This is a genomic window from Halobellus rufus (assembly GCF_000739575.1).
Classification (GTDB): domain Archaea; phylum Halobacteriota; class Halobacteria; order Halobacteriales; family Haloferacaceae; genus Haloquadratum; species Haloquadratum rufum.
Genome location: NZ_BBJO01000018.1, coordinates 1 through 5,592, shown reverse-complemented (window position 1 = coordinate 5,592; position 5,592 = coordinate 1). Strand labels below are relative to the sequence as shown.

4 protein-coding genes are annotated in these 5,592 nt (G+C 53.2%); 2 read left to right on the top strand and 2 right to left on the bottom strand.

Annotated features, from left to right (window positions below; translation table 11 throughout):
• Positions 1–214: 214 nt before the first annotated feature.
• Entirely contained in the window at positions 215–2,197 is a 1,983-nt protein-coding gene (locus tag ACP99_RS08935; RefSeq protein ID WP_156105636.1) for a hypothetical protein, read from the top strand.
• A 152-nt stretch (positions 2,198–2,349) separates the two neighbouring features.
• Here the strand turns inward: ACP99_RS08935 and ACP99_RS19915 are convergent, their stop codons facing one another.
• A complete protein-coding gene (locus ACP99_RS19915; protein ID WP_144906537.1) occupies positions 2,350–2,895 on the bottom strand; it encodes a DUF7504 family protein in 546 nt (181 codons plus the stop codon).
• A gap of 574 nt (positions 2,896–3,469) precedes the next feature.
• A complete protein-coding gene (locus tag ACP99_RS20855) occupies positions 3,470–3,823 on the bottom strand; it encodes a MarR family transcriptional regulator (RefSeq protein ID WP_231554257.1) in 354 nt (117 codons plus the stop codon).
• 550 nt (positions 3,824–4,373) lie between these two features.
• Here ACP99_RS20855 and ACP99_RS08930 point away from each other — a divergent pair.
• A complete protein-coding gene (locus ACP99_RS08930; protein ID WP_049986275.1) occupies positions 4,374–5,366 on the top strand; it encodes a tyrosine-type recombinase/integrase in 993 nt (330 codons plus the stop codon).
• The last annotated feature ends 226 nt before the right edge of the window (positions 5,367–5,592 follow it).

Here is a 5,592-nt window from a genome sequence, read left to right as displayed (position 1 = left end):
CGCGCACGCCGCCGACCGGCGGGAGGCGGCAAACGAGAGGCGGAGCGGGGCGGTGCTGCCGCTGCTAATCCTGTGGGGTCATCCAGTGACTGATTCGATCAGTCCGCTCTCGGAGCGATTGCTACCTCTCTAGACCTTTCTCTCTATGAGTACCTCCGCTTCCATCTCCGACGGATGTAACACATCCCCCATACGGGACTACCTACTCGGAGAGTTGGAAGCAGAGGGATTACTCGGCCGCGGTCAATTGCTCGATGGATCGTACACTGAACGCGACCAGGACCGCGCGCGTCTCCTTCAACTCGTCGCCGAACGTCCAGAGGGCATCCTACGCTCTAAACTCGTCCACGTGGGTCTGTACGGCCTCAGGGTCTACGGAAAGGAGCCGTGGCGCAACAAGGTTGGTTTTGATGACCTCGACTGGTACAACGCTGAGGAGCGCCACGATGCCGCTCTAGATCGAATTGCCGAACGAGGAGCGGCTGAGGAAGAGATCGACGGAAGTGATTCAGAATACCAGTTTGCTTACAGATTCACCAAAAAGGCTGAAGCCGCCGGATTCGTCCGTCTCGAAAGCTCTGGTGGGTCGACCTCCGTCCACCCGACACTGCGGCTTCTTGACTTGATTTCATCAGGCATTAGTGAAACAGAGAGCCCCGAAGACGGGACCCTCTCTGATCGTAATTTCGTCCGTCGAATGCTCGAATCGGTCGAATCCCACCTTTCAGACGCTCAGAAGTCCGCTGCTGCTGAGGGACTTCTTCGTTACATTCGGCGCATCGACGACTACAGACTGGCTTTCGACGTACACGTTCGCTCTCGGAAAGGCACCGAAACCCGGCGGATGACGAAGGAGTACAAAACCCGCTTCAATTCCGAAGATCGTCACGGCCGCTCTTTCGCTCGCCTACAAGATGCGCTCGACGCGCGCGCCGAGCCGGGCGCGACCGCGGCGTTCGCGACGCTTACCACAGATCCGAAGCTAAACGATTCCCTGCTTGATTCGACGCAGAACATCAATCCGAACTTTCACCGGCTCCAGCAGTACCTTTCCTCGGATCCGTCGACGAAGGTCGACACGCGAGAAGCCGGTGTATCTGGCTGGCGTCCCGATCTCGATGGGAAGGTGACCGGCCGCCCTCGTCGAACACTCGACTACGTGAAAGTCCTCGAATTCGCATCTGGAGGCTTGCCACACCTCCATACCCTCTATTTCAATCCTCCACGGCGCGAGTCGGACGGAATGCCGTGGCTGATCGACAAAGGAGAGCTGTCTCAGAAGTGGTCAGACTACGGTCAGGGCTCGATCGTCGACGTTCGACCGCTGGTGTTCCGCGACGATCTCCGCCCGGCCGGTGACCCAGATGATCCCGAAGAGAACGGCGTGCTCGATCTCGTTCCCTTTGTTGGTTCGTCCCTCGACGATCTCGGCGCGTCGACGTTCGTTCAAGAATGCACGGAAGACACGATTCTGAACTGGTACCGACAAGAGCACGATCTCGACGGCGTGCGGTTCAACTCCTCTGAGGGATGGGTCGACTGGTACCGCTACGGAAATAACGATCTGTCCCGTGACGAAGCCGCAGAACGAGCCGGACAGCACGATCTCGTCAATATGGAAGGCGACGACGAAATTATCTTTCAGAAAACCGCGGGCTCGTACCTTGGCAAGTACCTGAGTGCAACCTACGGCGCGCTCTCAAACGTCGCTGAGTCCTTCGAGGATCGAGAATCGCTTACCTCTGGTGAAGATGACTCAAAAGAAGCCGTCTGGAAGCTCGCGCTCTACTGGGCGACAGATAAACAATTCTGGTCGACATCACGCGGTATCGAGAAGGCAATAGATCCGGAATCGCAGGAATTGGAGGGTGATGCTCGCGAAGCGGCTGAATGGGCGTCTCAGAATACGGTACTCGAACTCTCTCGTGAATACGCTGAGACGTGGGTACACGAGCCCGATCTCAACGAACTCACTGAATCTGGCCGGGCACAGGCGACGCTTCGCGAATTGGCTACTGACTACTGGGTTTCAGTTGATTACTGTGGTGCGTTCCCGTACTGGGATATGCCAGTTACGACCTCGCAGGCTGCTTCTCTTGAGGTATTAGAGGAGAATATTCACGATCCTGACGAACCCCCGGTTTCACTGGAGACTGATAGACCGCCTCCGATCGCGGAGATCTGGGGAAGGTCTTAGGTTTGCATACGGTCTCTGCACAGGGTATTCACTGGTTAGACACTCTCAACTGTGCACACAACGGATTTCATCACCGATGATAGGAGGACTAGGAATTGCTCAGTACAGAGAATGGACACAGCGTCTGTCGTACCGGCCGAGAAGTTTGTTCACTAATAAAATAGAGACTGGATTGTATTGTTCGTTTCTTCCGTATGGGTTTGCGGAGAAATATAGAACCGACCGATTGTCTCATTCTGTTCAAATAGAGAGATGCAGTGACGAGTGAACTGAACGACACTATTGAGAGAAACATACTGGAGCATAACTGATAACGAATCAACAGTGATTAGCGTGGGATATTCCTCAGAATTTTGACGATCTAAGAATTTGGTGATTTCGAGGCCTGCCCGTTCAATATCTTTGGGATTAGAGATATGGCTAAATGAAGTTTCGCACCCTATGGATTTCCCATACTTTTCAACCACTCCTTGTTGTTGCTGGTGATATCCTGCGTACAGAATCGTAATCTCCTCAATAGATATATCGTCTTGATCCTGCCACTGTTCTAATCGTTCATGTGGTGGGTAAAGATAATCTAAATGTAAGACGCGAGTATTGGCGGGTAGTTGCGGGAGTGAAGTGAATACCGTGGACTTGTCTTTCCGGAATTGACCACGTTCTACGAGGCGGATCTCGTTACTGGAATCGTCTTCCATTAGTCAATAATATACGGTTTATTGAGAGTGCATATATAATTTAATATTCATTTTATAGGCAACAACTTTGCTCAGTTTGCAGATTTGTTCTAAAGGTTGATCCACTGGCAAAGACGTAGAATCAAAGGTAGAGAATCGCTCAGTACAGCTTATGTAGCTACCACTCCGTTATTCTTGAGCGGTACTGTTAATTCACAGAAATTACTTATGCACTGCCAAAAAATAGCTTTCTATGCCCGCTATCAGTCTCGTATTCCTTGCTGCACAATCCCTCATCTCAGCGGTCGTCTATCACTTGGCGAAAAAATATGATTCGCGCTCACCGTTACTCGCAGGCATCTTGGTTTTCGTCCTTGGATTTACCCTCGTTCTCATACTCGACACCGTAATCGGGCTATTCGCAGTTCAATTACTCATCGTTCTCGTCTACTTTGTGAGATTGCGTACTGCCCGACAGTCCTCAGTTTCAGCCTAATTCATACGGCTTGATAGCGAGAGATACGCAGGCGGGTTCTCACGGCTGATTCAAGAGTTGATATACCGAAATAAATGCGATTGTGATAAAGTCATTTCTCTAACCTTTCGATTCCCGGCCTCGGATTAGATACCCAACACCCAATGCCGTTATCGAATATTTTCCTCTCCCTTCTTTTTCGACTAATCCCCCGGCATTTAGCGTGCTTAAGCGTCTTGAGATTCCCGGCCTAGACCGACCAGTATTATCTGCGATGACTGCTGGTGTAAGTGTTAAATTAAATACTAAAGTTCTCAGAATTTCTTTATCCATCTCTGTTATCCAATCGTAATCCTCTGGATCTTCTTTGAGCCAAGCTTTCTCCGCTTCGGAAAATTCGGGAGGGTATTCACCAAGGACTACTTTTTCCATATCTTCAAAATCTGGTAGCTCTCCGTCTTCGCTGTTGGTCATATATCTTCGAACCACCGTGTACATAAAAGATGTTTCCTGTTGGTTCCCACCAAAAGTGAGTTACTAATAGTAGCAACCATTAAGTAAGTACAATTTGAATACGATAGCTGAGAGCTACTCAGTCGGTTGTTGATGATTCCGTAGGTTCGCGAGAAAGGCCGTGCTGGTACCACGGCCTACGGTAGTTCTCGTGATCGCCTATGCACGGAACCACCGCGGGGCTTTCCAGCCCCAGAAGATCAGACGTATTGCTTAGTGAAAACTCCGATGGGACTTGTTCCTACTGCGGAGAGTACGCTGACGGGATCGACGCGAAGCGACACACAGCCGTCTGTGAACGCTGCGCTCGAATCCTCTCCGATTGGCGTTCCTGTAAGGAGTGCGGCGCGACTGTCGAGCCGACTCCTGACGGGTATTCGTTTCAGTCGCGGATGGTGCGCGGGTACTTCGCTCACTTAGCTGAGGCACATCCGGATCACGCGGTGTGGAACCCGCTCGAAGGCTGATGAGCGATAATCTGCAACCGCTCTCACCGCGCGAGGGCGTAGAGATGTATCTCGAAGCCCGCCGCGACGAACTGAGCAGACAAACGCTGAGCGGCCAGAAGTACCGACTCGAATCGTTCCTACAGTGGTGCGAAGAAGAGGAGATCGAGAATCTGAATGATCTCGATGGCCGGAGTCTCTACCGATTCCGCGTTTGGAGACGAGAGGGCCACGGTGACGGTCGTGATGAGATCCAACAGGTTACTCTCCGGGGCCAGCTGTCGACGCTTCGTGCATTCCTTCGATTCGCCGAAGAGATCGACGCAGTGCGCGAGGGGCTTCGCGTAGATGTTCCGCTACCGACGGTGAGCAGCGGCCAGAACGTGAGTGATACCACACTCGATCCTGAGCGTGCTGCAAACATTCTGGAGTATCTGAACCGCTACCAGTACGCGAGCCGCACTCACGCGGTTCTCCTGCTGATGTGGCATACTGGCGCACGAATCGGGGCGATTCGCTCGCTGGATCTCTCTGATGTTGAGTTCGATTCTGACCGGCCCGGAATTCAGTTCCGGCACAGACCTGAGACAGATACACCGCTGAAAAACAAGGAGAAGGGGGAGCGTTGGAATGCGATCAGCCCGAACGTGGCCCGCGTTCTAGAGGACTACATCGACGGTCCTCGTGAGAACGCACGCGATGACCACGGCCGGTTTCCGCTCTTTACATCTGAGTACGGCCGTCCTGCGTTGACTACGCTCCGAGATGAGGTGTATCGGGTCACACGTCCCTGTTGGCTGGGTGAGGAGTGTCCGCACGGGAAGGACGAGGAGACTTGTGAGGCCACGTATCTCAGCAAGGCGAGTAAGTGTCCCTCGTCTCGATCTCCTCACGACGTTCGGAGTGGTCGAGTGACTGCATACCGGCGTAACGATATCCCGCGCCGGGTGGTCTCGGATCGGTTGAACGCGAGTACAGATATTCTTGATGAGCATTACGACCGGCGTAGTGCCCGCGAGAAGGCAGAACAGCGGCGCGATTACTTCAGAGACCTATGATCGAACAGCGCTCAATCCGGCAGGCGAACCACCCGAACGAGATTCGACCCGTTCGAGAAACTATTGGGAACGCAGGGGTAGCGAAACCGCAATACGGCGCTCCCCACAGGAGCATCGCGGAGACCGCGGGATGTAGGTGTGGTACCGGATGCTGCTCGTCTCGTCGCCGTAGTTGGCTCGCCGCGGCACGTCGCCGATGCGGAGTTCCGCGACGTTCAAGCGGACG

Excerpts from the sequence above, each read along its gene's own strand:
- ACP99_RS19915 (WP_144906537.1), bottom strand. The coding sequence starts at position 2,895 with ATGGAAGACGATTCCAGTAACGAGATCCGCCTCGTAGAACGTGGTCAA.
- ACP99_RS20855 (WP_231554257.1), bottom strand. The coding sequence starts at position 3,823 with ATGACCAACAGCGAAGACGGAGAGCTACCAGATTTTGAAGATATGGAA.
- ACP99_RS08930 (WP_049986275.1), top strand. The coding sequence starts at position 4,374 with ATGTATCTCGAAGCCCGCCGCGACGAACTGAGCAGACAAACGCTGAGC.